The 22677-nt window shown below is 54.7% G+C and carries 25 protein-coding genes, 2 tRNA genes and 1 pseudogene; 12 read left to right on the top strand and 16 right to left on the bottom strand.

Translation table 11 applies throughout. The features are described 5' to 3' along the window. Positions 1-61 precede the first annotated feature (61 nt). The 3 genes from ACTHO6_RS16720 (at position 62) to ACTHO6_RS16730 (ending at position 1956) form a co-directional block, all read left to right on the top strand. On the top strand, positions 62-544 hold the full coding sequence (locus ACTHO6_RS16720; RefSeq protein WP_440242894.1) for a hypothetical protein: 483 nt from the start codon (positions 62-64) through the stop codon (positions 542-544). Between the two features lie 98 nt (positions 545-642). After that, positions 643-1239, top strand: a complete 597-nt coding sequence (thpR, locus tag ACTHO6_RS16725; RefSeq protein ID WP_440242895.1) for an RNA 2',3'-cyclic phosphodiesterase — start codon at positions 643-645, stop codon at positions 1237-1239. Positions 1240-1287: 48 nt separating this feature from the next. Continuing rightward, positions 1288-1956 carry a hypothetical protein gene (locus ACTHO6_RS16730; protein ID WP_440242896.1) on the top strand — a complete coding sequence of 223 codons (669 nt, stop codon included), beginning with the start codon at positions 1288-1290 and terminating at the stop codon, positions 1954-1956. A gap of 56 nt (positions 1957-2012) precedes the next feature. Here ACTHO6_RS16730 and ACTHO6_RS16735 read toward each other — a convergent pair whose 3' ends face one another. From ACTHO6_RS16735 to ACTHO6_RS16755, 5 genes are all read right to left on the bottom strand, one after another. Then, the gene (locus ACTHO6_RS16735; protein WP_440242897.1) at positions 2013-2492 is read right to left on the bottom strand and encodes a chemotaxis protein CheW; all 480 of its coding nucleotides are present in this window, start codon (positions 2490-2492) and stop codon (positions 2013-2015) included. An 89-nt stretch (positions 2493-2581) separates the two neighbouring features. Continuing rightward, a complete protein-coding gene (locus ACTHO6_RS16740) occupies positions 2582-2893 on the bottom strand; it encodes an AzlD domain-containing protein (protein ID WP_440242898.1) in 312 nt (103 codons plus the stop codon). Further along, on the bottom strand, positions 2890-3642 hold the full coding sequence (locus ACTHO6_RS16745; RefSeq protein ID WP_440242899.1) for an AzlC family ABC transporter permease: 753 nt from the start codon (positions 3640-3642) through the stop codon (positions 2890-2892). The genes ACTHO6_RS16740 and ACTHO6_RS16745 overlap by 4 nt, the downstream gene beginning before the upstream one ends. Further along, on the bottom strand, positions 3639-5066 hold the full coding sequence (pdxR, locus tag ACTHO6_RS16750; protein WP_440242900.1) for a MocR-like pyridoxine biosynthesis transcription factor PdxR: 1428 nt from the start codon (positions 5064-5066) through the stop codon (positions 3639-3641). The genes ACTHO6_RS16745 and pdxR overlap by 4 nt, the downstream gene beginning before the upstream one ends. Before the next feature lie 166 nt (positions 5067-5232). After that, positions 5233-5754 carry an ADP-heptose synthase gene (locus ACTHO6_RS16755; protein WP_440242901.1) on the bottom strand — a complete coding sequence of 174 codons (522 nt, stop codon included), beginning with the start codon at positions 5752-5754 and terminating at the stop codon, positions 5233-5235. A 139-nt stretch (positions 5755-5893) separates the two neighbouring features. Here ACTHO6_RS16755 and ACTHO6_RS16760 point away from each other — a divergent pair, with 139 nt between their 5' ends. Then, positions 5894-6559 carry a TerC family protein gene (locus tag ACTHO6_RS16760; RefSeq protein ID WP_440242902.1) on the top strand — a complete coding sequence of 222 codons (666 nt, stop codon included), beginning with the start codon at positions 5894-5896 and terminating at the stop codon, positions 6557-6559. A gap of 110 nt (positions 6560-6669) precedes the next feature. On the opposite strand, the gene ACTHO6_RS16765 is transcribed toward ACTHO6_RS16760, so the two are convergent. Then, on the bottom strand, positions 6670-7758 hold the full coding sequence (locus ACTHO6_RS16765) for an HD-GYP domain-containing protein (RefSeq protein ID WP_440242903.1): 1089 nt from the start codon (positions 7756-7758) through the stop codon (positions 6670-6672). 163 nt (positions 7759-7921) lie between these two features. After that, positions 7922-8539: a MerR family transcriptional regulator gene (locus ACTHO6_RS16770; RefSeq protein ID WP_440242904.1), complete on the bottom strand. Its 618-nt coding sequence runs from the start codon at positions 8537-8539 to the stop codon at positions 7922-7924. A 256-nt stretch (positions 8540-8795) separates the two neighbouring features. Here ACTHO6_RS16770 and ACTHO6_RS16775 point away from each other — a divergent pair, with 256 nt between their 5' ends. The 3 genes from ACTHO6_RS16775 (at position 8796) to fabI (ending at position 10656) form a co-directional block, all read left to right on the top strand. After that, positions 8796-9524 carry a ZIP family metal transporter gene (locus tag ACTHO6_RS16775; protein ID WP_440242905.1) on the top strand — a complete coding sequence of 243 codons (729 nt, stop codon included), beginning with the start codon at positions 8796-8798 and terminating at the stop codon, positions 9522-9524. An 85-nt stretch (positions 9525-9609) separates the two neighbouring features. Further along, a complete protein-coding gene (locus tag ACTHO6_RS16780; RefSeq protein WP_440242906.1) occupies positions 9610-9762 on the top strand; it encodes a hypothetical protein in 153 nt (50 codons plus the stop codon). A 120-nt stretch (positions 9763-9882) separates the two neighbouring features. Then, on the top strand, positions 9883-10656 hold the full coding sequence (gene fabI, locus ACTHO6_RS16785) for an enoyl-ACP reductase FabI (protein WP_440242907.1): 774 nt from the start codon (positions 9883-9885) through the stop codon (positions 10654-10656). Positions 10657-10805: 149 nt separating this feature from the next. Here fabI and ACTHO6_RS16790 read toward each other — a convergent pair whose 3' ends face one another. The 3 genes from ACTHO6_RS16790 to ACTHO6_RS16800 all read right to left on the bottom strand — a co-directional run bounded on the left by ACTHO6_RS16790 (position 10806) and on the right by ACTHO6_RS16800 (position 15875). Continuing rightward, the gene (locus tag ACTHO6_RS16790; RefSeq protein WP_440242908.1) at positions 10806-13277 is read right to left on the bottom strand and encodes a UvrD-helicase domain-containing protein; all 2472 of its coding nucleotides are present in this window, start codon (positions 13275-13277) and stop codon (positions 10806-10808) included. A gap of 106 nt (positions 13278-13383) precedes the next feature. Continuing rightward, positions 13384-14745 carry a hemolysin family protein gene (locus ACTHO6_RS16795; protein ID WP_440242909.1) on the bottom strand — a complete coding sequence of 454 codons (1362 nt, stop codon included), beginning with the start codon at positions 14743-14745 and terminating at the stop codon, positions 13384-13386. 770 nt (positions 14746-15515) lie between these two features. After that, the gene (locus ACTHO6_RS16800; RefSeq protein ID WP_440242910.1) at positions 15516-15875 is read right to left on the bottom strand and encodes a YugN family protein; all 360 of its coding nucleotides are present in this window, start codon (positions 15873-15875) and stop codon (positions 15516-15518) included. A 108-nt stretch (positions 15876-15983) separates the two neighbouring features. Here ACTHO6_RS16800 and ACTHO6_RS16805 point away from each other — a divergent pair, with 108 nt between their 5' ends. Further along, a complete protein-coding gene (locus ACTHO6_RS16805; RefSeq protein ID WP_440242911.1) occupies positions 15984-16829 on the top strand; it encodes a PHP domain-containing protein in 846 nt (281 codons plus the stop codon). 141 nt (positions 16830-16970) lie between these two features. Here ACTHO6_RS16805 and ACTHO6_RS16810 read toward each other — a convergent pair whose 3' ends face one another. Together ACTHO6_RS16810 and ACTHO6_RS16815 are read right to left on the bottom strand one after the other, a co-directional pair. Then, positions 16971-17423 (bottom strand): GNAT family N-acetyltransferase, encoded by a 453-nt coding sequence (locus ACTHO6_RS16810; protein WP_440242912.1) that lies wholly within the window; start codon positions 17421-17423, stop codon positions 16971-16973. 85 nt (positions 17424-17508) lie between these two features. After that, positions 17509-18018: a YjcG family protein gene (locus ACTHO6_RS16815; RefSeq protein ID WP_440242913.1), complete on the bottom strand. Its 510-nt coding sequence runs from the start codon at positions 18016-18018 to the stop codon at positions 17509-17511. 149 nt (positions 18019-18167) lie between these two features. Here ACTHO6_RS16815 and ACTHO6_RS16820 point away from each other — a divergent pair, with 149 nt between their 5' ends. After that, positions 18168-18326 carry a hypothetical protein gene (locus ACTHO6_RS16820; protein ID WP_005828250.1) on the top strand — a complete coding sequence of 53 codons (159 nt, stop codon included), beginning with the start codon at positions 18168-18170 and terminating at the stop codon, positions 18324-18326. A 2-nt stretch (positions 18327-18328) separates the two neighbouring features. Here ACTHO6_RS16820 and ACTHO6_RS16825 read toward each other — a convergent pair whose 3' ends face one another. After that, positions 18329-19033, bottom strand: coding sequence for an alpha/beta hydrolase (locus ACTHO6_RS16825; RefSeq protein ID WP_440242914.1), 705 nt, complete (start codon positions 19031-19033; stop codon positions 18329-18331). Positions 19034-19281: 248 nt separating this feature from the next. Here ACTHO6_RS16825 and ACTHO6_RS16830 point away from each other — a divergent pair, with 248 nt between their 5' ends. The 3 genes from ACTHO6_RS16830 (at position 19282) to ACTHO6_RS16840 (ending at position 20766) form a co-directional block, all read left to right on the top strand. Next, complete coding sequence (locus tag ACTHO6_RS16830) at positions 19282-19881, top strand: phosphatidylglycerophosphatase A family protein (protein WP_440242915.1); 600 nt, start codon at positions 19282-19284, stop codon at positions 19879-19881. A 686-nt stretch (positions 19882-20567) separates the two neighbouring features. Beyond that, positions 20568-20644 (top strand) — tRNA-Ile (locus ACTHO6_RS16835). Positions 20645-20690: 46 nt separating this feature from the next. Continuing rightward, a tRNA-Val gene (locus ACTHO6_RS16840) sits at positions 20691-20766 on the top strand. 132 nt (positions 20767-20898) lie between these two features. On the opposite strand, the gene ACTHO6_RS16845 is transcribed toward ACTHO6_RS16840, so the two are convergent. The 3 genes and pseudogenes from ACTHO6_RS16845 to ACTHO6_RS16855 all read right to left on the bottom strand — a co-directional run. Then, positions 20899-22110 (bottom strand): site-specific integrase, encoded by a 1212-nt coding sequence (locus ACTHO6_RS16845; protein ID WP_238501308.1) that lies wholly within the window; start codon positions 22108-22110, stop codon positions 20899-20901. A gap of 7 nt (positions 22111-22117) precedes the next feature. Continuing rightward, positions 22118-22468 (bottom strand): hypothetical protein, encoded by a 351-nt coding sequence (locus ACTHO6_RS16850; RefSeq protein WP_238501310.1) that lies wholly within the window; start codon positions 22466-22468, stop codon positions 22118-22120. After that, positions 22465-22677 (bottom strand): annotated as a pseudogene (locus ACTHO6_RS16855) (hypothetical protein); the annotation flags it as partial. The pseudogene ACTHO6_RS16855 and the gene ACTHO6_RS16850, both read right to left, overlap by 4 nt.

A 22677-nucleotide genomic window follows, 5' to 3' on the forward strand; every position in this document is an offset into this window, starting at 1 on the left:
TATGACAAGGGGAATTTCGAAGTAGTAAAGCAGATATTCCGTGGGGGGAGAGGTGACGAAGATGTACGCTGTAGAGCCCGATTGGTTCCAGGCTGTTTCCGAATACGCTCACCGTTTTCAAGGGGAGATCGAATTATTGGCAAAGCGACATGCACTTACGATTGAGGGAGGACTTCCGGCTCTTGAGCTGCAGGTTCAACCGCAATGCCAGGCTTTGCTGGAGTACAACTTGTGGGGAGAAGCGGGCCTCGTCGCGATCCACGGCAAATTAAGCTTGCGGGATGGGATCAAAAAAGATTCGTTTTCCATCATGATGAAATTCTCGTTGTCGCACGATCCTGATTTGGATATGGAAGGCAAGAAGCAGCGCATTGAGGAAATTTTGTACGGAGAAGCGGACCTTTTCTGGAACATTCCTCCTGCCGGGCATGTTGGTCATGTCGAGCTGACGCTTCGCTTTGCGTATCAGCCTGGCTCCGGGCGACTCGGTGAATATGTGCGCAGCGTTCTGGGCATCGTAACCGGAAAGATGATGGCTGCCTAACGCGGCGTGGATGTAAAAGATGGCTCTCCGTCACAGGGGGGCTATTTTTCGTTCGCGACAGGGCGGGTGGTACAATCAAAAGGAGGAAGGAACCGTCTATGCGTTTGTTCGTGGCGTTGGACATCCCGGAAGAGGCTGTCCATTATGTGGCCGATGTACAGGAGCGGCTGAAAGCGGAAGTACGGGCAGACAGATGGCAGCCGCTGCACAATCTTCATTTGACGCTGCATTTTCTCGGTGAAGTCGAGGAAGCGCTCGTCCCGGCCATCTGTGAGGACATGGACATCGTCAGTGCGATTATCGAGCCGTTTCAGCTGCGTATCGGCGGCTTCGGGGCGTTTCCCCATGCGGAGCATCCCCGCGTACTTTGGCTCGGTCTGCGCGGGCAAACGAATCCGCTCAAGCAGCTTCACTTGCTTTTGGGCAGACGCTTTGAGCTGCATCCAGGAGTCGCGTATGATCGCAAACGCTATCGCCCGCACATGACACTGGCCCGCGGGCCGCAAGCACCTGCGGAGGGGCTGCCGCTCTTGGATTGGAACGAGCGATATTTGGCAAGAGAGACGCCCCGCTGGACGGTGCGGCATGTCCATCTGTACCGTTCGGAGCTGTTGCCGGAGGGAGCCGTGCATACGATCATACATACGAGCACGTTTGCGAAAGATCACAGCAAAAAACAAGTGGTACCTGAATAGACTAAGAAAAGGACCAGGGAAAGCTTTCCAGAAAGCGGTGGAAAACGGATGGGTGAGTTCACGACCGGCATTCTTTATCCACGCAAATACGAACCGAAAGTACTGATTGCCTTGTCCAAGTCTTCGCAACCGTACTTCCACAGAAACATCAATGGCGACTGGAACGCATTTTTCCTGCAGGATGAATGGATTGAAACCTCCTCGACGCTTGAATTTTTGCTTACCCTGTCGAAGCAATTCGTGCCGCTGCTTTGGTTTCACGACGCAGAAGACAATGGCTGGGGGTTTCGTCTGTTCGATGCTGGCTTTGAAGTCTCTTCGGCGACGATCAGCTATTCCCTGGATGTGGAAATGGCGGAGGCGGAGTTCGGCAGACTTTATCCGGAGATTGACCTGCAGGAAGGGATTACAGACAGCGAGGACGTTCGGCAAAAGTATGAAGACATACTGGACCGGGTTGTGCGTTCGGAGTTGTATCGGCGAGAAGTAGGCAAGGGCATTATGCGAATCAAGCCGCAATCGTTCAGTCGGATCGCGGGGCCGAAGCAAGTGCAGCAGCTGCGCTCGCTGTTTGATTTGCAGCTGTTGACAGATGTAGACGAAGAAACCGGCGCTTCGCTACTGTACGATTCGGTGGATCTGTTCAAAGAGATTTTAGGGATCGAAGAAATGGTGTGGGTAAATTACGCGTATTTGGCAAGTGGCGGCAGGGAGTAGAAAACAAAAAGGGCGGGATGGCTCCCGCTCTTTTTTCTGTGTGCAAGGAAGGGCGCCTACCCTTTTTTCCATGGACCAAAAATTTCATCGACATCCAGAAGCATAATCAGCTTGTCGTCCAGGCGGGCGATTCCTTGCAAATATTTGCCCTCTACGCCAGCGACGATCGGTGGCGCCGGTTCGATCAGATGCTGGGGAATGTTCATGACCTCGGACACCGCGTCGACGATGATGCCGATATTCAGCCCTTCCAGCTGCAAGTCGACAAAGCGGGTGTCATCCGTCTGGGCAATCGGCTCCAGACCGAACAGTTTGCGCAGGTTCACGATCGGCAAAATCCGGCCGCGCAAGTCAATGACGCCCTCTACGTACACAGGCGACTTGGGGAAACGGGTGATGGGCAGAGGTTTGATAATTTCGCGCACCAAGGCAATGGAAAGCCCGTAATACTCGCTGCCCATTTTAAACAAGATGGACTGGGCTGTCGCCGCTTCTGCCTGCCAATCTGTACCGTTGTTTCGTTTTGTCAATTCCAACTCTACCATTCCTTCCCGAACCGCTTTCTTAGTGTTTACCCGTATTGTACCATGGGCAAACCTGTTCGGCGGCAAATTTTCCTTGCGGGCTAGGGCAGGAGCGGAAGCGAAGCGATCACCACGATCGCCATGCTGACGCCAAAGCTGAGGAAGGCGTTTTTCGTGAGGAGCATGATGATGAAGCAGGCGACACCGGCGGCGAGCAGAATCGGCTGGAAGACCACGGACTGGTTCTGCACGAAAAGAGCCGGGAAAATGAGCGCTGCGAAAATCCCTACCGGAATGTAGCTCAGCCCGCTTTTCAGCCGGGCGGACATCCAGTGGCTGGGCAGGCGCATGAAGGCGCGGCGGGAGAAGTAAGTAGCGATACTCATGAGAAAAAACAGCCAGAACAGATTCATGCGGTTTCGACCTCCTGTGCCGATTCGGCTTGTGACGAGGGAGCGGCTTTCGTCTCGGCAGGCAAGGCGAATCCGATCCCAAAGGCGACCAGTCCCGCTGCCAGCAGATGAAGCCCGTTCGGCAAAAGCAAGGCGACGCCGACTGCCAGCCCCCCGCACAAAAGAAAGGTAAGGATGCGTGCGGGCGAAGTGAGCTGAAAATAGGACAGGGCGATGAACATGGCGATATAGCTGAACCCAAGCCCCAGCGCTCCGGGATCCGGAATCCATTCTCCCGCGAGGCTACCTGCCCATGTGCCCAAGCCCCAGCAAGCGTACAAAGTCAGGCTGACCCCATACAGATAGGCGGTTTCGCCTGGATGATGACGAAACCGGTTCAGGGAGAGCGCATATTGTTCATCCGTCATAAAAAAGGCCAGGATGTTCACGTGGGCAAACGGCAAACGCTGGTAGTAGGGCGATACCGACAGTCCCATCAAGAAGTGACGCGTGTTCAGCAAGAAGGTAGTGAGGAGGATCGCCCACATGCCCGCTTGCTCCGACAGCATGCCGACCGCGCTGAACTGCGCAGCTCCCGTGTAGATGAACAGCGACATCGCAACGCTTTCCCAGACTGTCAACCCGGCCGCAAGCGCCATCATCCCGAAAATGATGCCCGACAAAATGTAGCTGGCTGCAAGCGGCAGGGCATCCCAGGCTCCCTGCCGAAACAAGCTGGCCGAATGTGCCGAATGTTTGGACATGTTCATCTATACCCCTCCTTTTGGTGCGAGAGAACCTGACTGATGATCGCCATTCCCCGCTCGATCTGGCTTGGCGGCTCATGGGTGAAGCAGAGACGGATGTAGGGCTGCTCGGCATTTCGCAGCAAAAACATATCCCCGCACGTGAACGAGACTCCGTTTTGCCTGCACGTTTGCATCAGCTTGCGCGCTTCCACGCCTTCCGGGAGAGAAACCCAGAAGTAGAAGCCTCCCGCAGCTTTTTCATAGTGCAGACCGAGTGCCTTCAGCGGCTGGAGGTGCGCTTCCATTACGTCTGCCTGCTGCCGATACAGCTGCCGCGAATGGGCGAGGTGGGGGGATAGCGCATCGGCTTTCAAAAAGTTGGCGAGAGCAATCTGTCCCAGCGTGTTCGTCGAGATGGAAAGCTCCTTGAGCCTGCTTATCAGCTGGATAAAATGCTGGTTAGCGGCGATCCAGCCGATGCGCAGCCCAGGAAAGAGCAGCTTGGACAGCGTGTTCAAGTAAATGACGTGGCCGGATTGGTCCAGTGCCTTGAGGGCTGGCGGTGGCGGCGTGTCCAGATGCAAATGGCGGTAGGCGTCATCCTCCACGATAGGGATGCCGTAGCGATCGGAAAGCGACAGAAGATGCTCGCGCCGCGCCAGGGAAAGCGTGTAGCCCGTCGGATTGTGAAACGTCGGAACCGTGTAGATGAAGCGCGGGCGATAGCGGCCAAGAATCCCTTCCAAAATATCCGTCTTCATGCCGTCCTGATCGAGCGGAACGGGAATCACCTGGATGCCCAGCGATTGAAAAAGCTGCAAGGAGCCGAAGTAGGTGGGCATTTCCGTGACGATACTGTCGCCGGGTTTGGCGAGCATGGACGTGATGAAGTAAAGCCCTTCCTGCGAGCCGCTTGTCACTAAAACCTGCTCGGGCGAAGAAATCTGTTCGAAGCCCATCCAGCGGACGAGTTGCTCGCGCAGCTGCGGCAAGCCTTGGACGGATGTGAAAAAGTAGGAGCTGACCTGGTCTGCGGCGCTTTTGACATAATCGGGAAAGCCGGAAGTGACGAGCGTGTGCTTGCCTCCGTCGCCATGGGCGAAGTTGATCGTGTCCGGGTAGGTATCCGTAATGGACAACAGTTCGGCCATATGGGGAGGAGCGGCGTGCAGATAGGTATAGTTGTGCTGGCTGCTCCAGTGGATTTTGTTCAGCGCGGGCGCGGGCGGCAGGGCCTCGACGTAGCGGCCGCTGCCCATTTTTCCTGCGATAAAGCCTTCCGCCTCCAGCTCGGCGTACGCCCTGACCACGGTATTGCGGCTGACACCGAGTCGGGCAGCGAGCTTTCGCTCCGGTGGCAAATGAGAGCCAATTGGCAGCTCGCCGCTCAAAATTTGGTACCTGAGTTGGTTGTATACGCGGGTGTAAATTGGAGTTCTCCCCATAAAACGGCTCCTTTTTCACGTTCTTTTTGTCTCACTATACGCACAAAAAAACAAGAATAAAAGAGCCAATTTTCTTCAGATAAAAAGCCATAATAGAAAACGAACAGACCAACAAGCCAAGGCTCGCCAGTCTGTTCGTCTGTTTTGGCAGGCATCCCCCGCCCTTTTACGGCTCGCGCAGGTCGTTGAGCGAGATTCCTTGTTCCAGGGCAAAATCAAAATCATCCACATCGTAAAATTGAACAGGTACGATATATTCCAAAATCCGATCCTGAAAATCGGGCTGGTCTGTGAGCAGCGGGACTTCAAAGCGTACGGACGTCAGCAGGAGCTGCGTCTCGACGGGATCAAATATTTCTCCCCACATGGCGTTGTCCTCTACCTTGATGACCGTTAGCGTGACACCGTTCGGAAAGGTGAAAGGAACCTTGGACCAGGGGGCAATCAGTCCTTTTTCCAGTCGCTTGCGGTTAAAGGGATCGGCAAAAAACTGGCTCATTTCCTTCATGACCCGGCGGACATGCTGATCGTCACCGGAGTAGGGCATGATGGGTTCAGGACTCTGGATAAATTCGTCCAATTCATAGATTGTCGATGCGGGTATCAGATATTCCACCGGTTGCGATGGGGCCATCAACTCCCCGTAGATAGCCAACATGATCGCTTCGATCACGAATTGTTTCGACATTTCGACAACCCTCCTCCCTACCATCATACTGAAATCGTCCAGTGACAACAAGCCCGGGCCAAAGCGGGAGGTGCAAGCTGGTTTTGCCTGTGACCGTCCAAGTGACAGACTGACGCCAAAGGAAACGGAGGAATGCCCGTTGCTCGATCCTGGATTTTACTCCTCCCTGTTGTTGATAATAGCCATTAACATCGCCCTGAGCGGCGACAATGCCGTCGTGATCGCCATAGCCTGCCGCAAGCTGCCCAGGGAGCAGCAAAAGAAAGCGATTGTATGGGGGACGATGCTGGCCGTGGTCGTTCGAGTCATCGCTACGATCCTGGCGGTATCCTTGCTGAAAATTCCCTACCTGTACCTGATCGGGGGGCTGATTTTGCTGTGGATCAGCTACAAGCTGCTGCGGGAAGAGGACGGGCAGGAGGACATGGAGGCGAGCGACGATCTCGTGCAGGTAGTCAAAACCATCGTCGTGGCCGATATCATGATGGGACTGGACAACGTTCTCGCCATTGCGGGAGCGGCACAGGGCAATCTCGTGCTGATTATCCTTGGGCTATTGATTAGCGTACCCTTGATGGTCTTCGGCAGCCAGCTGATCCTGCGCGTCATGGAGCGGTTCGCCTGGCTCGTCTATGTGGGGGCCGGCGTGCTGGCATTCGCCGCAGCCAACATGATTTTCACAGAGGAAGCGGTTCAAAGCTGGTTGGCCCCGAAGGAATGGCTGGTGGTGCCGCTCAAGTTCTTGCTGGTGAGCGCGGTTTTGCTGCTGGGGTATGGGCAGCGCTCGAAGGCAAAGGCGAGTTGACAAGCTGCCTGTTTTCGTCCAGGCGCGGCCGGAATGTCATGGTGCGCCCATCGCGCAAAAAACAGCAGCCTTCTCCTGGCGGAGGAGCTGCTGTTACGAGAACGGCGAATCTACAATGCTCTGACAATGGTTACGTTCATCCAGTCCTTGTCGTACAAGTTGATTTCAAAAGGCGTAGCTACCTCTGATCCATCCTCGTTGGTCAGGATGCGAATGGTCGGCCGATTGACGGCGAGCGGATTGACCCGCGAGACGACACCTGTATGTCCCGAACTGAGCTGGACGGTGGAAGCAATCGGGAAAATCGCGACGTGCTGCAAAAACAGCTTGAGCAGCTCCAGGTCAAAGTACGTATTCCCGGAAGCGAACAAATACTCGGTCGCCTCTGAGGGCGAATATCTTTGGCGAAAAGGACGCGGCGAGATCAGCGCGTCAAAGACATCCGCAATCGCAACGATTCGGGCGTATTCGTGAATGTCCTTGCCGCTGAGCTGGCGCGGATATCCCGTCCCGTTGTACCGCTCGTGATGCTGCAACGCACAGTGCGCGGACACAACGGAAATAGCAGGCTGGCTGCGCAGGATGCGAAAGCCCTCTTCCGTGTGGTATTGCAGACGCTGTCGCTCTTCGGCTGTCAGCTCTTTGCGCAAGCTCCACAGTTCTTTCGGCACCTGGGTCATCCCGATGTCGAACAGCAGGGCCCCGATGCCCAGCTCCATCATCTGCTGCTGGTTGTAGCCTTTCGCCAGGCCAACCACGCCTGCGAGCACAGCGACATTGACGGCATGGTGAAAAAAGTAGCCGTCCATCACGTGGAGACTGGACAAATGGACGAGCACATCTTTTCTGCTGCTCAAGTCTTGCAAAATCTCCCGAAACACCTTCTGAAAAGCGCTGCCAAAATCAGGGGGGGAGGTGCGGCGTTTGACATGCGGCTGGTCCATCAGGGTGGTCATCGTCTTGTACACGGCGTCGACCGCTTGTTTGCGCGTCTCGTCGCGGATGACGTCCTCCGGGATGATATCATCTGTACGCTTGTCCTGAATGTAGAGCGTATCAATCCCTAATTGCTTGAGGCGCTCAATGTAGCGTTCCGTCAGCTGTACGCCCATCCCGAGCAGGATGTTACCGTTTTCCTGAAAAATGCTTTTGGCAATGACATCTCCTGGCTTCACTGAAGTAATGTGCAATTTTCTCACAACGAAAGCCCCAGTCCTTTGTCGATAGAATGTAAATAGTCCTGATTTTCTGCCAAATCGCTTAGTTCCATTCTATCATAGGGAAAGTCTGGGGCACTACTGCTTGCCGTGACTTCTTGAATTTGTCGTTTTTTCCCATTCCTGCTGGTTTCGCCTGTTCGTATTATTGCTCCGCTGCCCGGTCAGAGCGGGTAAACCAGCGGAACGGATTCAACGACCAGCGAGGCTCGTGGCGAGCGTACCGCTCCTTGCGCCGGGTCAGGCGCTGCTGCATCAGATCCATTTCAAAAGTGACGCGGCGCATCTCCAGGCGCAGCGATTCCTGCATCTCTTCGATATCGGCGATTTTTTGCAAAATGGCGGATTGCATGTTGTTCAGCGAGGACAGTTGCGCCAACTCCTGCTGAAACTTCAAGAGTGTCTCGTGTACTGCCAGCTCCATTTCCTTCATGCCTGCTTGCAGATTGTTGCCCTGGCCGAGGGCTACGGCTGTTTCCTCCGCACTGGCGTACTCCTCCGCAGCCAGCATTTCTTCCGACAAACGGCCTTCATCTATGAGCTGTCGCTGTATTTCCTTGAGCGAGCTGTTTCCGCTATCTTTTCTTTCCTTGACTTCTTTCAAGAGGGCAAAGCCCGCTTCGCTAATCAAATAGTGACCCTGCGGATTTTTCAGACGTTCCTTTGCGGGTACGAACAAGTCCAGCCAGTTGCGCAACGTACGTACATGTACGTCAAGGCGATCAGCTACCTCTTTCGAAGCCATCCAAACTTGTACATCCATCCCGAATCACTCCTTTTTTCCCCTGGGTATTCCCGGTGGACTCATTATAGCACCATTTTTTTCCGGGTAAGAGAGAATCGACAAAGGTTCTAAAAAGTAGTGGCATTTCGCCTGTTTCGGACAGGTCCTTCGCTTTTTGTCATCGCTGTCGCAAGCGGGACAAATATGGGCGGCTCACTCATATTGATCCGGACAGGCGCGTACATATGGAGGGAATACACGTCCCCATGCTCGTGCGGGATGAGGAGAGGACCGGATGATGCAACCGTTCTTTTGGATTGTTTTGCTTGCTGCAGCGCTTGCCAGTTGTATCGGCGGCCTTTTGCTGTGTCTTCGCGCCTGGTCGCGCCAAGCGCTGTTCGCCATGATTAGCGCCGGGGCCGGATTGCTGCTGGCGATTACGATGCTCGACCTGATGCCGCATGTCATCCAGGGAGAAAGCTTGCGGATGATGCCGTTTGTGCTCGTGGGCTTTGCCGGGCTGTTCACCCTGGAGCTGCTCGGAAAGGCGGCCGGAGGGGAAATTGGTTCGACGGGCGTACTCGGGGTGCTCGGGGGCTTTTTGCTGCATGCTTTTGTCGAAGGAGTGTCGCTGGTGGCGAGCTTGACTGTGGATACGGAGGTTGGCGCGTCGGTCTTATTGGCGATGCTTTTGCATAAAATACCAGATGGGGTCACCGTGGCTTCGCTCATGCTTGCTGCCACGAACTCGCGGAAAAAAGCGCTGTGGGGGGCGACTTCTCTCGGAATCGCCACGCTGGTCGGAGCGTGCAGCTTCGGGCTTGCCGAACGCTTTTTTCCGCCTGACTGGTCAAGCGTGATGCTCGCGATGACAACCGGAATTTTTTTGTACGTGTCCGCAAGCCACCTGGTTCCTTTTATCGTCCAGGCGCGGCGGGCGGAATACGGGGTTTACTTTTTTGGCGCGGTGCTGCTCTATATCGTGCTGTCCGCTTACATGCATGCGAATCATCTGCATGCCTGACAGGCTCACATGCATAAACAGAGGCGCTTCTTGCCAACCTAAGAAAAGAATGGAACGGTAGCAGGAGGGAAGGAGTCAGGAGAGCATGAACCACACCAATCGGAACCAGTTCGACGACGCAGCGCAGGGAGGAACCGAGTTCCCGGTCATGGGAACGTCGCTGAATCCTTTTGACGAAGCGTGGGGGACGTTTGCTGCTGACCAGCCGCTGACTGAACAGGATGGCGTCACCGAGTAACAACTAAATAAACCGCTGTCGAAAGGGAGCGGTTCGCGCTCTTTTCTCGCGTCCCCCTCGTAACGAAGGACAAGATCGGTTATAATGGCGGGGAATAGCTTGGGAAGGGGCGAATACATAATGAATACATTGTTGCAAGGCAAAAATATTGTAATCATGGGTGTAGCGAACCACCGCAGCATCGCTTGGGGGATTGCGCAATCTTTGCACAACGCAGGAGCGAACCTGATTTTCACTTATCAGGGAGAGCGCCTGCGCGAAAACGTGGCAGAGCTGTCCGCGAAGCTGGGCAAGGAATCCTTGCTGGTCAACTGCGATGTGACCAAGGATGAAGAGGTGGAAGCGGCGTTTGCTACCATTCGGGAAAAAGTGGGCGTCATTCACGGTCTGGCGCACTGCATTGCATTTGCCAAAACCGAGGAGCTGGAAGGCGAATTCGTCAACACGTCCCGTGACGGCTACGCGCTTGCGCAAGACATCAGCGCGTACTCGCTGGTGGCGGTTGCCCGCGCGGCTCGTCCGTTGATGACAGAAGGCGGCAGCATCGTGACCTTGACCTATCTGGGCGGCGAGCGCGTCGTGCAAAACTACAACGTCATGGGCGTGGCCAAAGCAGCGCTGGACGCATCGGTACGCTACCTCGCTAACGATCTCGGCAAGGAAAACATTCGCGTCAACGCGATTTCCGCAGGGCCAATCCGCACCCTGGCGGCAAAAGGCATCCGCAATTTCAACGCGGTTCTGAAAGAAATCGAAGAAAAAGCGCCGCTGCGCCGGACGATTGACCAGACCGAAGTAGGCGATACAGCCCTCTTCCTGTTCAGCAACCTGTCCAGAGGCATTACCGGCGAGATTTTGCACGTAGACGCCGGATACAACATCATCGGCGGCTAAGCGGCCAGGCTTTGCGCCCATACGAATGAATAACAGGCTCCCTTTGCTCGCATACTATACCAAATGCGACGAAGGGAGCCTGGCTTATGTTTCCATTGATTACGAACATGGAAGAGTTTTTGATTTACATGGGCGGAGGTTACCAGTATTTACCTGCCCATTTCGCTGATGAAACGGGAGGGGCGGGTCTTTCTTCCGAAGCGCTCCCGGGGGATACCGATACACAGGCTGCGGCGGGCACGCGTAATCGCCACGTATAGCAGACGGCGTTCTTCTTCCAGGGCAGCCGTTCCGCCTTTGCGCAGCTCGTCCAGGGTGTACTCGTGCGGGAGGGCGCCTTCCACCAGATCAGGCAAAAAGACGTGGTCGTACTCCAGACCTTTTGCCCGATGAATACTCAAGACGTGTACAGCTTCATCCGGGAGTGGCCGCATCGTGCGCCACTCTTTTTCCTGTCTTTCCATCTGCTCGATATAGGCCAAAAAGTCGCCGATCGTCGCATGACGCTTGGCGGCCGAAAGCAATTGCTGCAACTCGTCACTCCAGCGTTCCCGGCCATCTTCCCGGTCGCGAGCCCGTTTTTTCAAATACTCGCGGAGCTTGCCGTCCTCGTAAATCAGCTCCAGCGCCTGGGCAGGAGGACAGTCCTTGCAGGCGGCGAGAATGTCGGTGATGGCTTGCAAATGCTTGCGCTGGTAGGGCTTGAGCTGAGTCAGGTGCGGCAGGATGTGCAGGATCGGCTTGTCCTCCAGAATCGCCTGGCTGCGCACGGCATTCCAGGCATCGGCGGAGATGTAGAGCGTCGGCAAAATTTCCTTTAACGCGTCCGTATCGTCCGGATTGAGCGCCAGCCGCAAATAATGCAAGGTCCAGCGAACGGTCTGGCGCTGGTAAAACGAGTCTTCCTCCTGCGTGTAATGAAACGGAATGCCCGCCTCGCTCAACCGCTCCACGATCGGCCGTGCCGACTCGTTCGTACGGTACAAAACCGCGCACGCGCCATAGGCTGATCCTTGCTCGCGCCGATGGATGATTTCGTCCACGATTCGGGACGCCTGCTCTTCCTCGTCGTCCGGTTCAAACAAGAACGTGTCGCCTTCTTCGCGGTGAAACGACCGGCATGCTTTCTCCCAGCGCGATCGGTTGTGGCCGATCAGCGAATAGCCGAGACTGACGATAGAAGAGTGCGAGCGGTAGTTGACTTCCAGCGTAATCGTGGAGGCTTGTGGAAAATCGTGGGTGAAGCCCAATATGTACTGTGGATCGCTGCCGCGAAAGCCGTAGATCGACTGGTCATCATCGCCGATGACGCAGAGGTTGTTTTGCGGCGCGGCGAGCAGCTTGACGGTTTCGTACTGGATGCGGTTAATATCCTGAAATTCGTCGATCATGACATGCGTAATCCGCTCCTGATAGCGTTGCAGCAGGTCGCGATTGTCACGCAGCATCTCGTAGCAGCCGAGCAGCATGTCGTCGAAATCAAACCATTGCTGCTTTTTCTTTGCGGCCTCGTAGAGCGGGTAAAGCTGGGCGGCCCGCTTTTCCGCATCGGTTGTCGCCTTGCGAAAAGCTGCTTCGTGCGGGAGAATGTATTCGTTTTTCCAGCGGCTGATGATGCTGAGCGCTTCGGTGATGTCCGTTTCTTTCAGCGCCATGAGTTCGTCATGGCCGAGCAAAGCTCCCGTTTCGCGCAGCAGCCGCCACTTTTGCCAGTCCTTTTTCAGCAGCCGTTGCTGATCCCAGCTGTTTGGCTGATGGTGTACAAGCATGCGGTAAAAAATGCTGTGGAACGTTCCGGCAATCAGCTCGCGAGCTTGACCGGACGGCAGCTGCCTGGCAATTCGCTGGCGGATTTCCTCCGCGGCCTTGGTCGTAAAGGTCACGACCATGATCCGTTTTGGCTCCACGCCGACCTCTTTGATGAGGTGAGCGGTGCGGGCTGTCATCACCCGCGTCTTTCCGCTGCCGGCTCCGGCGAGGATCAAGAGCGGCCCGTCTGTCGTATGCACGGCTTGCTGCTGGGTCGGATGCAGCGGCTGGTTCAACTGTTGCTCAGTCAGATGAGCAATCGTCTTTTTCGGCATCAAACGCTTGCGAAAAACCGGAGGCTTGGCCGCTGGCGGTGCAGGCGTGCTCGTGCTGCCGATGGCTCTTTTTTTCGGCAAGCGAAAGGAGCCGATCATCGTCGCGTCTTCTTCCTCGGCAGCAAGCCTGTCCGGCGCGGATGGCTGGGCCGACTCGTCCGAAAAGGCGAGCGGGCTGTCCGCAGCAGCAGAGGAAAGAGGCACGGACGTATCATCGGAGAAAGGGAGATCGCCGCCACCCGATGCGCTCGGGCTTGTGCCTGTCACAAGCGGCTGAAGCACAGCCGCTGCGGTTTCGTCCAAGGCTTGCAGCCACTCCAGGGAATCCGGGTTGTCCTGGGCCAAAAGCGGGCAGGCGGCTCCCTCCGGATGGGCGAAGTACGGTTCAAAGCTGATCCCGGCCATCAGGCGAAGCGCGGATGCACAGGCTGGACAGCGAACCTTGTCCTGCCGGGCTGCCATGCGCCAAAACGGTATGCGGTGGTAAGTCGCGGGCTGCAACAGGATGGGCTTGTTGTCTAGTAATGCATAGTTCATGATGACACCTCGATCAAGCAGCTTCTTTGTCTACAGTCAAACGCGGATCGCGGAAACAAGAAGTGCCCCCTGGCGGCAGGGGACACTTGCCAAAACAAGTCGATTTTTACGATTGGGCGTGCAGCAAAATCGTATCGTCGGGCAGGGCCTCGTCATCCAGATGGGTGATGGCTACCCGGGTGATGCGATGGTTTTCCAGCTCGCTGATCGTGAACAGGTAGCCCTGGAACAGGACGGATTTTCCCAGCGCCACTTCTTCATTCAGCTGGCTGTAGAGCCAACCGGCGATCGTATCGACTTCATCGGAGACGATCTCGATGGTCAGAAAATCGCTCAGTTCGGTCAAGAGCGTTTTGCCAGAGACGGAAAGGGCATTGCTTGCGCTTTCTTCGATTTCCGGGCGCTCGTTGTCATCGAATTCGTCCTGGATGTCGCCCACAATCTCCTCCAGGATGTCCTCCATGGTCAAAATGCCCGCGGTCCCGCCGTATTCGTCAATGACGATCGCCATTTGCGAGCGGCGCTTCTGCATCAGCCGCAAGACGTGGCTGATTTCCATGGATTCCGGCACGGTGAGCAGCGGGCGGAGAAAATCTTTCAGCTCGGCTTTTCCGGTGGTCAGTGCCGACAGGAAAAAGTCGGACGTGTGAACGAAGCCGATCAGCCTGTCTTTGTCTTCGTGCGCGACAGGGAAGCGCGAATGGCGGGATTGCCGGATGATGTGAAGATTTTCATCGAAGGTGTTGTCGTCGTACAGACAAATCATATCGATGCGCGGGATCATAATTTCCCGGGCAAGACGCTCGGAAAACTCGAACACATTGTCCACCAAGGCCATTTCCGTCTGGTCAATGTGGCCGCTCTTGTGGCTCTGATTGACGAGCAGGCGAATTTCTTCCTCCGTATGGGCCGGGTCGTTTTCCGTGACAGGCTCGATGCCCAGACGACGGATGAAGAGATTGGCCGCGCCGTTCAAAAACCAGATGAGCGGATAGCTGAGCTTGTAGAAAAACATGAGCGGAGCGGCCGTCCACAGCGAGGTCGCTTCTGCTCTCTGGATGGCCAGCGACTTGGGAGCAAGCTCCCCGAACACGATATGCATGAATGTGATGATGGCAAACGCGATCGCGAGCGAAACGGGCCCTGCCATAGCGGGCGGGAATTGAAGATAGGCCATCATGGGTTCGACGTAATGGGCGATAGCAGGCTCACCAACCCAGCCTAGTCCGAGCGATGCCAGCGTGATGCCGAGCTGGCAGGCTGATAGATAGGCGTCGAGTTCGCGGGTGACCTTTTGCGCGTAGCGGGCACGCTTGTTGTTGCCCTCACTGACGAGCTGGGCCAGGCGAGTTTGGCGAACTTTTACCAACGAGAATTCTGCTGCGACGAAGAAGCCGTTCAGTAGGACCAAAAACACCACGAGCAGCAGATTCAGCGTAATCTCCCCTATCGGACTCTCCAAGCGCACCTCCAGCCTCCCGCCGTGCGAAAGGTGGAGAATTCACCTCCGTTACGCGAAGTGTATGGGACATGCAGAACCAAAACGTATATACATTCGCCGCTTCCTTGTTACAGGTAAGTATACCAATAGGTCAACCGAAGAGTCAAAACGTTCCGATTGCTTCCGGCGCTTTTCGCAGCTTGTCAGGACCTGCCCGGATCGCCTTGCAGACACCAAAAGGGGCTGATGTCCAGGGGAGGGCGGGCATTGGCTGCAAGAAAAGGGTTTCGGGATTTCGGTGCAGCGGCGACGGGCGAAAATGTGGATTGGGATGAGCGTTGGTCTGACGCTCGCTTGGTTCGCGCGAAAGAAGACAGGAAGATCGGCAACCGGGGCAGGGGAAGCAGACGCTGTGGAGAAAATAAAGAGAGGACAAGGAAGAAACGAGGGACCCAATTGCCTCTGCCATTCCCCGCCGAGGATCACAGAGCGGGCGAGCGGGGAGGCTCTTTTCCCGGTCATGTCAGCTCGCGAAGCCACGGGCGCAGCCTTCGCTGCCCTTATGCCAAAAAGGCTGGACGCGATTGCCCAGCCCTTGTGCGATCATGCAAACACACGCTTATGCCGCTCCCTTCGAAGCAAACGCCTGCCTGCTCGGATGCCGGTCCGAAGCCACCTGTACGCGCCACCGCCGGGAGAAGCGATCATGCGCGTTCCGATTCTAAAGCCCCTTTGCCGGAAACAGGGGGCAGAACCGTTTATGGAGCTGAAAAGCAAGGTTTGGCTGGCAAAACGGTTCAGGATGGAGCGGAGGAAGAAGAGAGGTAATCGGCAATCTCTGCGAGCTTGTGCTCAGCCGCTTCCCGAACGGATTTCGGTATGAAAAAAATTTCTTCCGAGGTGTTCATGTAAAATTTCGCTTCCAGATACGGATGACCCAGCTTGACAGTCATCTCGCCTTTTCCTGTTGACGAATTGGTGAAATTGGTGGGAATGCGCAGGAAATACGTGCTGCTGCTGGCAGAATCGTACATGACGACATCATACGTGGGCATGCCGTCCCCGCCTGATCGGTGAAACCCCTGCTGTCTGAGCATTTTGTCGACATAGGAGAGTGGCTGTACGACACCGGTCAGGGTTTTGTTTTTTAACCGCATGGACATCCTCCTCGGCTCAACCTTTGAGAAAATTCGGGTTTGGTACCATCCTATGAGCGGTGTGCGGATTTCAGACTTGGAGAAAAAGAAAAGAAGGAGTGGAAGAAGATGAGTCCATACGCAGATTTGCATACTCATACAAAAGCGTCAGACGGCACCTGCGAGCCGGCGGAAAACGTCCGCCTGGCGAAAGAAGCCGGGTTGGCTGCTCTCGCCATTACCGACCACGATACGGTAGCGGGCATAGCCGAAGCGATGGAGGCGGGAGCGCGACTGGGCGTGGAAGTCATCCCAGGGGTGGAGGTAAGCTCGATCGGCAATGGACAGGACATCCACGTGCTCGGCTATTTTGTGCCCTACGAGGATCAGGCGTTCCAAAAACGGCTGGCGGGCTTGCGCGAGACGCGCCATCAGCGCAACCAACTGCTGATCGCCCGCTTGCAGGAGCTGGGCATTGCGATTACGCTGGAAAACGTCTACCGCCGCAAGCAGGGGACGGACAAAAACATCGGCCGTCCGCACATCGCCGAGGAACTGATCGAGCTTGGCGTCGTCGCTACGATGCAAGAAGCGTTCGACAAATACTTGGGCAAAGGGGGAGCGGCCTACGTTACCCCTCCGCGCATCACGCCCCAGGAGGCGATCACGCTGATTCAGGAGGCGGGCGGCGCCGCCGTGCTGGCGCATCCGGGGCTGTATGACGATGACGAGCTTGTGCGCGAGCTGATTGCGTTCGGACTGGACGGAATCGAAGTCAACCACCCGGACAACGACGAGCTGCAAAAAGCCCGCTACAGCAAATGGGCCACCGAGCACGGTCTCGTCATGACAGGCGGCTCGGATTTTCATGGCTGGCGCGGCTCGGAGCCGTTCCACGCGATGCTCGGCTCGCATACGGCGTCGGCGCAGGTCGTGGAGCAGCTGCGGGAACGGGCGCGGAAGCGGAAGAGCTGAGAGGAGGGCATAAGCGCACAAGCGCCGGAATAATCGTTCGGCAAAAACATTTCAGCCCCCTATCTGGTCGGCCGGTTTGGCTCACGCAGATGAGGGGGCTTTGTTCATCCAGGACGCTTGCGTGCGATCCGTGCTGCCTTGTTACCGCAATGCCTTGACCATTGCGATATGCGCAATGCCGGCCTCGTGGAAAACGTCGCCATGCGGTTCGTAGCCGAGCTTTTCATAGAAACGCTGCGCGTGTGTCTGGGCGTTCAGCTTGAGGCTGTCATAGCCGAGTTCTTTTGCCGCTTCTTCCATGGCGAGCATGATCTGGCGACCCAAACCGGTGCCGCGTTCTTGTTTGAGAACCGCCACCCGCTCGATTTTTGCCACGCCAGGCGCATACGGCCGCAAGCGGCTGGCTCCAACCGGCTCCTGCTCGTTGTACGCCACGAAATGAAGGGTGCCGCTCCCTTGCCGATCATGCTCGTCAATCTCCAGGTCGGCAGGAACCTCCTGCTCCTCAATGAACACCGCTCTGCGCACAGCGAGAGCATCCTGCATGGCTTGGTCAGACGTTACTTTTTGGATCCGATACGTTTGTTGTTTCATGGAGACACGTCCTTTTCTAGGGGTAGATGCCTTAAAAAGATCCCTCCCTGCAAGCCAAGCTCACGGGGAGGGCGACAATCTTGCTTTATTTTTTCAAGAGGAAGGTCTGGTACACGCTCCAGATGCCGTCTTCCAACTGATAAATCAAGTGAAAGCGATCGATTTCGCTCGTCAGGTCGATCTTGGCCATGCTCAATTGTCCGGTTACATCGCGCAGCTCATCGTCGGACAGATCGCGCCCGATGGTCAGATGCGGTACGTATGCGTAGGTTTCTTTTTCCGATACACACTGGTTGACGATCTTTTCATGCAGAACCTGAAACGGCTCTTTGTTTTGCACGGCCAAATAAATGACGTTTGTCGTCGGATGGAAACTAGAAACCCGATGGAAATGGGCAGTAAAGCTTTCCGTAGAGGAGGCAACCTGCTCCAGATGACTCACCAGCTCTGGCAGCTTGGTTTCTTCAAGGTCAAAGGCTTCTTTCAAGCGGATATACGGAGGAATCAATGCGTATGCCGGGTCATAACGCTTCCGGTAAGAGTTGGCTACTTCTTGAACCTTGCTGGATGGAAAGATCACGATACTATACCTCATGAGAACCACTCCTCCTTGCTATCTATCTTGCATACTCTACAAGGAACTATTTTAACAGAAAATTCTTCATTTGTGTAATGTTATGCGGCGAACCGTATATTCCGGCCGCTTCGGGAAACACTGTGTAGTGCAAGGAGGTGCCGCACTGCATGTACACGGCCATGATGATTACATTCATTTTTCTCGTCCTGCTCCTGCTGTCAGTGCTGACCTTCACCATTTTGTCGGCGATTCGCAAAGGCGAGTTCGAAGAAGCGCTTGTGTCGCCCTTAAAGGATGAAGGTCCGCAGGAAGAACAGCCACGGTAAGTTTACCCGTAAAGCGTACGCAGCATACGCGGTAGGTTTTGCTGCCAGTGGCCCCACGTATGGTCACCCTCGAACGTTTCGTAGAAGAGGGTGGCTTTTTTCGTCTGCAAAATGGCCCGCAACTCCTCGTTGGCCGCATACAGGTTCAGGACGCCGCGCGAAGAGCTCACAGCGGTTTCTTCCGTCCCGATTTCCAGATAAAACGTTTGGGGCACCGTCCACTCAGCTTGCGCGATCCGTCGGTTTAACTCTTCGTCCACAGCCCCCGACTGGCAGGCCACCTGGCCAAATGTATGCGGGTAAGCCAGCGCCGTAAACAGAGAAACGACGCCACCGAGCGATTCCCCAAGCAAGGTCCGCCCATTGCCAAGCGGGTGGGTGGAGTAATGGGAATCCACGAAGCTGACGACTTCATCCGCCAGGAAGCGGGTGTAGGCCAAATGCTCCTTGCCGTCCGGATGGTAGCGGTCAAAACGCTTTGTTTTTTCAACGGGGAGAAAAACGGCAAGCAGGTCGGGAAGCTCTTTATCCGCGATCATCCGATCCAGCAAGGTCGCCATTCGGCCCATGGCCAAATAATCGTCGCCATCCTGCACGTAGAGGACCGGGTAGGAGTAGAGCGGCGAATAGCGTTTCGGGGTGTAGACAATCAGTTTTTCCGGCGTTCCCAAATGCCGGCTGTCCAAGACGATTTCCTCAAGAGCCACAGTGGTGTCCTCCTTATGGATGTTTACGTAAAAATTATTATACAGGAGAGCGCATGGACTGCCCAATGCTTTCGTATGCTGTGGAAACACAACTGCATCCGGGCGCGGGCAGGGGACGCCCGTTTTCTCAAGCGGGCGACAGGGTTGTTCGCAGGTTCCTTGGGCGAAAGATTGTCGCAATTTTGTCACCGTGTGATACTATGGTAGGAAACGACTTCACTCGATTTGTGGAAGGGGTTGTCTCTTATATGAAGAAGCAAGTACACAGCATCGAAGTCAGAAACGCTGCTCTCAATCGCCTGGCAGAACGCGGCGTCACAGTGGAGGACATCGCGGAGATCGTCTATCTTATGCAGTCCCCGTACCATCCCGGCCTGACGATGGAGCCGTGCATCGAGAGCGTCAATGCCGTCTTGGAAAAAAGGGAAATGCAGCACGCCATTCTGGTGGGCATTGAGTTGGATACGTTGGCGGAAAAGGGCCTGTTGTCCGAGCCGCTTCAATCGATCATCGCAACAGACGAGGGTCTGTTTGGGTGCGATGAGACGCTGGCTTTGGGATCGGTCTTCGGATACGGCAGCATCGCTGTCACCACCTTTGGGCACCTGGACAAACATAAAGTCGGCGTCATCAAGCGACTGGACACCAAGTCGTCAGAGGGCCGCGTGCACACGTTCCTCGACGATCTGATCGCAAGCGTGGCGGCCAACGCCTCGAGCCGGATGGCTCACCGCATGCGCGATGAGCAGGAAGCCGAGCTGGCGCGCTCCGAAGCGGAAGCGCTGAAGCTGCGCGATGCCGAGCTGCGCGTAGAGGAAAAAGCAGAAGGGACGGAGCAGGCCGGATAGCAGGGGCTGCCCGATTCAACGAATGGCACCGTCTCGTATCGACCCTGGTGCGTTGTGCGTGTTGTGCGGGCATATTATGCGAGGATTCGGTTTTCCTCGTCTTGGTTTGGCAGGGGGAAAGGGATTTGTGTCCGATATTCGCGAGCCATTTTTTCGTTGGTGCTGTTCTCATGTTTGTGGTGCCGCTTGGATGAGCGAGGCCCGAGTGTGGGAGAGCAGCGGCGGGAGATGGCTTTTTTGGTAGGGAGTTTGGGGGGCGGCGTTTGGAATCGGGATGGCTGTTTCGCTGTGCTTGCTTCTTTTTTTGTACAGGGCGACTGCTGCCGCGCGGTGTACGTGGTGTACGGAGAGCTTCAAGTGAAGGCTTTGACTGAGAGGATAGCTTCCTATCGAAATGAGAGCTTCAACCGAATACCATAGCGACCAAGAGGCCGACATGAGGCCAAAGACCAAAGGCCAAGTGAGGAACGCGTGTTCTCTTAACTTTTTTCGGAGTTTTTTGGTGGCGAGCGTGTGCGCAAGCTTGTTTTTCGGGGGAGGAGAGCAGGCTGGAAGGCTGATTTTACGCGGTTTTTCGTGCGCTTTTGGTATGAGTGAAAAAAATTACAAGAAATTATTCATTTCCTCTTGAAATCCATTTTGGGATGCTGTATAGTAATAAATGTGATCGACGTCCGGTACGATTCGGGCCCTTAGCTCAGTTGGTCAGAGCGGTCGGCTCATAACCGATTGGTCGTAGGTTCGAGTCCTACAGGGCCCACCATTAAGAGAGTACATAAGTTGTTCCGTTTAAGTCACATATCCCATATGATCCGGTAGCTCAGTTGGGAGAGCACCATCTTGACAGGGTGGGGGTCGCTGGTTCGAACCCAGTCCGGATCACCATAACAGAAACGCCAAAAGCCTTGAAAATCAAGGCTTTTTTTGTTGTAATAACCGCCTGAAAAAGACTAATACAGGCGTCAAAACTCATAATTGGGGACGGGCTGGGGACGAATTTTTTGGCCGTTGTGACCATCAGGCCTTTTTACTTTTCGGCTGACTGTCGAAGAGAGATTCAAAATGTTTAGCAGCCTCCTGGTCAGCAGATCGTAAAGCGTGACCATAAATGTTCATGGTCGTAAGGATGTTAGCATGTCCGAGACGTTCTGAAATGATCTTGGCATGGACACCTTTGTTAATAAGAAGAGTGGCCGAAGTATGTCGCAAATCGTGAAAACGGATGTACTTCAGCTTGTGCCGCTTCGTAAAACGTGACCACCAAGTCTTTACGCTGGAAGGGTAAAGTGGTTTTCCGTTCCAGGAGGAAAAGACGAAGAATCGATCGCCACCTTCCCATAGTTCCTCTGATTGCATCCGTTTCTTGCTAGTCTGAACTTTCAACGCCTTCAGATCATGATATAAACTTGGGGGAATGGACACGATCCGGACCGAATTTTTTGTCTTTGGTTCCTTTACAACGTAGCCGATCCCCTTCACGTAAGTAAGCGATTGGCGGACATCAATGGTACCGGCCTCCAGGTCAACATTTTTCCACTCCAATCCAAGCAGTTCTCCTCTTCTCAGGCCAGTTGTCAGTGCCAAGGCAATCATGACTCTCCACATCAGCTTTTCACGTTCCAATGCCAAGAACAGTTGGTGAGCTTCAGCTTCGTCATATACGCTCATTTCGGCCTGTTCAACTTTCGGCTTCTTTATCCCGTCCATTGGGCTTGTTTTAATTACCTTCCACTCAACAGCACGGTTAAATATATTTTTCAAGACGCGGTGGATATATTCGATCATCCCAGACGATAACTTTCCCTCCTTGCCGTCTTTCCGGGAGCCTTCTTCTTCAAGTTTTTTTATAAAGGTGACGATGTGGAGAGGTTTGATCTGATCGAGACGCATGTGGCCGAATTCAGGAATAATCCGGTTATTAATTTGGATCAGATAGTTCTCTAATGTTTTAGCACTTAGTTCTCGTTTGGCATACTTTTCTCTCCATTCGTCAACAAACCCAGCCAATGTCATCTTTTCGGGGGAAATATACTCACCGGCCTCAACCTCCATCTTGAATTTAAGCCACTCACTTTCCAGATATTCTCTGAGCTTCTTCGTTGTTTTCAATAACGCTGGATCTTCAACCTTGATGACTTTTCTTTCGCGCAACCGTTCTCCATTAGGTCCATACCCCAATTCAACGGTTAAACGCCAAGAATTAGCGCCGCGTTTTTCAATGCTTGCCATGTTTGGTTCACCTCCATGGATTCATCTGCAGGAGCTCTTCGAGGTCTGCCACCTGCAGCATAAGAAACTCGGCATCCCAATAATCTTGCATGTTTTCCGTTGCGCGCCTACGGAGAGGGTCAAGCCGAATCCCGAACTTCCCTGGTTTATCTTCGCTCACGGTCAGATCTGCAAGCGTCACCGTTATCCCCATGCTGTCCGACGAGAAATCTTCCGCTCCCTGTCGTTGGAAGGGAGCAGCTATGGGGATATAGGCTATATCTTTGTTCCAATCAAGTTCCCCCTTCCGAAAATTGATGACGTACCAGAGCGGGGCCATCTCCCCCTCGAAATAATCGTAAAAAACTGCAATTTTCATCGTATTACAACTCCTTGTCCTTTTTGAAATTTTCTTTTTATTGCAGTCAGAAAGAGCCTTTTTGTTTCGTCTGACCAGTTTGTGGGATTTGCTTTGCTGTACTGACTCTGAAGATAGGTAGCAATCCTCTGACTGTATTCTTCCTGGCTGATTCGATTTTTGATCTGTTTGAATCGACGTGTTGCGAGGTCAAGCGGAACCCGAAATTC

Origin of the sequence: Brevibacillus sp. SAFN-007a, from assembly GCF_051967035.1 — a bacterium.
GTDB lineage: Bacteria > Bacillota > Bacilli > Brevibacillales > Brevibacillaceae > Brevibacillus.

What these genes read in the sequence shown, in the direction of transcription:
- ACTHO6_RS16720 (WP_440242894.1), top strand. Translation starts at nt 62, where the DNA reads ATGTACGCTGTAGAGCCCGATTGGTTCCAGGCTGTTTCCGAATACGCT.
- thpR (WP_440242895.1), top strand. Translation starts at nt 643, where the DNA reads ATGCGTTTGTTCGTGGCGTTGGACATCCCGGAAGAGGCTGTCCATTAT.
- ACTHO6_RS16730 (WP_440242896.1), top strand. Translation starts at nt 1,288, where the DNA reads ATGGGTGAGTTCACGACCGGCATTCTTTATCCACGCAAATACGAACCG.
- ACTHO6_RS16740 (WP_440242898.1), bottom strand. Translation starts at nt 2,893, where the DNA reads ATGAATCTGTTCTGGCTGTTTTTTCTCATGAGTATCGCTACTTACTTC.
- ACTHO6_RS16745 (WP_440242899.1), bottom strand. Translation starts at nt 3,642, where the DNA reads ATGAACATGTCCAAACATTCGGCACATTCGGCCAGCTTGTTTCGGCAG.
- pdxR (WP_440242900.1), bottom strand. Translation starts at nt 5,066, where the DNA reads ATGGGGAGAACTCCAATTTACACCCGCGTATACAACCAACTCAGGTAC.
- ACTHO6_RS16755 (WP_440242901.1), bottom strand. Translation starts at nt 5,754, where the DNA reads ATGTCGAAACAATTCGTGATCGAAGCGATCATGTTGGCTATCTACGGG.
- ACTHO6_RS16770 (WP_440242904.1), bottom strand. Translation starts at nt 8,539, where the DNA reads ATGGATGTACAAGTTTGGATGGCTTCGAAAGAGGTAGCTGATCGCCTT.
- ACTHO6_RS16775 (WP_440242905.1), top strand. Translation starts at nt 8,796, where the DNA reads ATGATGCAACCGTTCTTTTGGATTGTTTTGCTTGCTGCAGCGCTTGCC.
- ACTHO6_RS16780 (WP_440242906.1), top strand. Translation starts at nt 9,610, where the DNA reads ATGAACCACACCAATCGGAACCAGTTCGACGACGCAGCGCAGGGAGGA.
- fabI (WP_440242907.1), top strand. Translation starts at nt 9,883, where the DNA reads ATGAATACATTGTTGCAAGGCAAAAATATTGTAATCATGGGTGTAGCG.
- ACTHO6_RS16790 (WP_440242908.1), bottom strand. Translation starts at nt 13,277, where the DNA reads ATGAACTATGCATTACTAGACAACAAGCCCATCCTGTTGCAGCCCGCG.
- ACTHO6_RS16800 (WP_440242910.1), bottom strand. Translation starts at nt 15,875, where the DNA reads ATGCGGTTAAAAAACAAAACCCTGACCGGTGTCGTACAGCCACTCTCC.
- ACTHO6_RS16805 (WP_440242911.1), top strand. Translation starts at nt 15,984, where the DNA reads ATGAGTCCATACGCAGATTTGCATACTCATACAAAAGCGTCAGACGGC.
- ACTHO6_RS16810 (WP_440242912.1), bottom strand. Translation starts at nt 17,423, where the DNA reads ATGAAACAACAAACGTATCGGATCCAAAAAGTAACGTCTGACCAAGCC.
- ACTHO6_RS16815 (WP_440242913.1), bottom strand. Translation starts at nt 18,018, where the DNA reads ATGAGGTATAGTATCGTGATCTTTCCATCCAGCAAGGTTCAAGAAGTA.
- ACTHO6_RS16820 (WP_005828250.1), top strand. Translation starts at nt 18,168, where the DNA reads ATGTACACGGCCATGATGATTACATTCATTTTTCTCGTCCTGCTCCTG.
- ACTHO6_RS16830 (WP_440242915.1), top strand. Translation starts at nt 19,282, where the DNA reads ATGAAGAAGCAAGTACACAGCATCGAAGTCAGAAACGCTGCTCTCAAT.
- ACTHO6_RS16845 (WP_238501308.1), bottom strand. Translation starts at nt 22,110, where the DNA reads ATGGCAAGCATTGAAAAACGCGGCGCTAATTCTTGGCGTTTAACCGTT.
- ACTHO6_RS16850 (WP_238501310.1), bottom strand. Translation starts at nt 22,468, where the DNA reads ATGAAAATTGCAGTTTTTTACGATTATTTCGAGGGGGAGATGGCCCCG.